The following is a 2,889-nucleotide window of genomic DNA, read 5'->3' as shown; positions in this document are numbered from 1 at the left end:
AATGTAGCTGCTTCAGCCATTCTCATTAACAATTCTTATTGCGGTGACCAGGTACCTTGGGTTTAGGACTGCTCTTAACTTAACTTTAGGTTGAACGTTTATGGACAGCTTACTTCTTGCGCAAACGATAAGTAATCCTACCCTTTGTAAGATCATAGGGAGTTAGCTCAACTTTGACGCGATCGCCCGGCAGGATTTTAATGTAGTTCCGACGTATTTTGCCTGAAATATGGGCAAGGACATCAAAACCATTATCTAAGCTAACCCGAAACATGGCGTTCGGTAGAGAATCAGTGACAGTGCCTTCCATCTCGATGAGATCTTGTTTAGACAAAATCGATTACCTCGCTCTTAACAGACTTTTAAAAACTGATTGAACATGACTCAATAACGTTGTGAACCCTACCGTAAGCCTAACAAATCCGTTCCGTAGTGAATATTGATATTGGCGTAAATTGCTAAGAAACTAACTCCTTGAGCTGGTTAGTTACTGCATCAACAGATTGATGACCATTGATAGACACTAGCTTCTGACGATCGCGATAAAAGTCGATAAGCGGAGCCGTTTGATTCCTATATACCTGTAGACGATAACGAATGACCTCTTCGTTATCGTCACTGCGGTTCATCCCTCGGCTCAGTAAACGCTGAATTAAGATGTCGTCCGGCACTTCAAGATTGACCACATAGTCACAAGCTTGATCAATGTCGTCCAATAAGTTGTCAAGGAAATCCGCTTGGCTGACATTGCGTGGAAACCCGTCTAGAATCCAGCCACCCTTCGTATCCTCAGACGCAAGGCGATCGCGCACGATATCTAGAATCAGGTGATCCGGCACTAACTCACCTTTATCCATGAAGGATTTCGCCTTCAGGCCAAGCTCCGTTTCTTGAGCAACTGCAGCACGGAGAATGTCTCCTGTGGAGATATGGGGGATATGACAGCTCTGAGCCAACTTACTAGCTTGAGTTCCCTTGCCAGCTCCTGGAGGTCCTAAGAAAATCAGTCGAGCCACTATTGCTTCACCATCCCTTCATATCGCTGAGAAATGACGTAGGTCTGAATCTGTTTCGCAGTATCGATGGCTACGCCAACCAAAATCAGCAAAGAGGTTGCTCCCAGCCCTTGAAAGGTTCTAACCTGAGTTGCACTTTCAACAACCGTTGGGATGATTGCAACAAGACCTAGGAAAATTGCGCCCAAAAAGGTCAAGCGGTTCAAAACACGCTCAAGGTACTCACTGGTCGCCCGACCAGGTCGAATTCCGGGAATACTAGCTCCCATCTTCTTCAGGTTTTGTGACATATCGACTGGATTGACAATCAGCGACGCATAGAAGTAGCTGAAAAATAGGATTAGCGTCAAGTACAGGACGATATATAACCAATGACCAGGGGTGAAATAGCTCACAACCTTAGCTAAAGACTCGTTCGGAAAAAACTGGATTAGGGATGCTGGCAACACTAGAACAGCCGTAGCGAAGATGATAGGCATCACGCCGCCTTGGTTTAGCCTCAGCGGGAGATAGCTATTCTTCTCAAGATACAAGCGACGACCAACCTGACGACGAGCAGAAACAATGGGAATCCGGCGAGTACCCTCTTGAACAAAGACAATACCCACGATCATTGCAAGAAAAACTAAAAGTAGAACAATTGCGCCACCAACAAATGTGCGATCGCCTGTACTCGCTTGCTGAATTGTCTGTCCCAGAGACGTGGGTAATGAAGCCACGATGCTGACGAAAATTAGCAGCGATGCCCCGTTCCCAATGCCTCGCTCGGTGATTAGCTCTCCAACCCACATGACGAACATAGAGCCAGCCGTCAGCGCAATGACCGTTTCAATGAAGAAAGCTGGTCCCGGAGTCGCTGCATACTGCTTAACCAGCCAAGCAATTCCAGAACTTTGGATGATGGCCCAACCGAGAGCAACATATCGAGTGATCTGAGAAATTTTACGCCGACCCGCTTCACCTTCATTCTTTTGTAAGTCCTCTAGAGAAGGAATGGCAGCCGTGAGAAGCTGGATAATGATAGAGGCATTGATAAATGGCAAAATCCCAAGGGCAAAAATCCCTAACGCAGACAAGCCACCCCCTGCAAAGGTATCAATCAAGGCCAAAACATTGCTTAGCCCTCCCAAGTTCCCATTTTGAATGGCGGCCTGGAATGCAGCCCGATCAATGCCAGGAACAGGAATAGCAACGCCCAAGCGTACCAAAAGCAAAAGGCCGACTGTCACTAACAATCGACCGCGCAGCCCTGCTGCCTGAGCCATTTGCATGAACGTTTCTTGAGCGGTCGGCGCTTTGTCTCGACTTACAACCATGAACAAATACCTCTAATTGCTATGCGATCGCCCTCTCAGAAAGCATTAGCGGTCAACAGAGCCGTAAAAACTGCTAACGCTCGGAAAACTTGAACATCTTACGCTCATTTTATCGGCGATCTAGACCATTTGATCTAATCTAGAGTTACGCAGCTACCACCTGCAGCCTCAATTTTTGCTTTCGCAGAATGGGTGAAGGCAGCAGCCTCAACTTGGAGGGGAACACTAATCTCTCCATCTCCTAAAATCTTGAGGGGGCCATCATCAGATGTGACAATTCCAGCATCCATTAGGGTTGCCAAATCCACTTTGGTATTAGCATCCAGATCCGCAAGCTTACCGACATTGATAACCGTAAACTGCTTGCGGTTGACAAGGGGAAAATGCTTCAACTTAGGAATTCGGCGATAGAGCGGCATCTGGCCACCTTCAAAGCCAGGACGTGTGCTACGACCAGAGCGGGACTTCTGACCGCGCATGCCAAAACCACAACTTGCCCCCTGACCTGCAGCAATGCCGCGACCCACACGACGACGGCGTTTCTTAGAACCAGCTTT

At 47.5% G+C, this 2,889-nt stretch carries 4 protein-coding genes; all 4 read right to left on the bottom strand.

Annotated elements, in window-relative coordinates; genetic code table 11:
• Positions 1 to 109 precede the first annotated feature (109 nt).
• Complete coding sequence (infA, locus tag IGR76_17680; protein MBF2080288.1) at positions 110 to 334, bottom strand: translation initiation factor IF-1; 225 nt, start codon at positions 332 to 334, stop codon at positions 110 to 112.
• Between the two features lie 124 nt (positions 335 to 458).
• The gene (locus IGR76_17675) at positions 459 to 1,016 is read right to left on the bottom strand and encodes an adenylate kinase (GenBank protein MBF2080287.1); all 558 of its coding nucleotides are present in this window, start codon (positions 1,014 to 1,016) and stop codon (positions 459 to 461) included.
• Positions 1,016 to 2,332: a preprotein translocase subunit SecY gene (gene secY / locus IGR76_17670; GenBank protein MBF2080286.1), complete on the bottom strand. Its 1,317-nt coding sequence runs from the start codon at positions 2,330 to 2,332 to the stop codon at positions 1,016 to 1,018. Before secY ends, IGR76_17675 begins: the two co-directional genes overlap by 1 nt.
• 134 nt (positions 2,333 to 2,466) lie before the next feature.
• Positions 2,467 to 2,889, bottom strand: a 423-nt coding sequence (locus tag IGR76_17665; protein MBF2080285.1) for a 50S ribosomal protein L15, incomplete at its 5' end; no start/stop codon positions are given.

Origin of the sequence: Synechococcales cyanobacterium T60_A2020_003 (assembly GCA_015272205.1) — a bacterium.
GTDB lineage: Bacteria > Cyanobacteriota > Cyanobacteriia > RECH01 > RECH01 > JACYMB01.
This window is presented reverse-complemented; position numbering and strand designations above follow the sequence as displayed.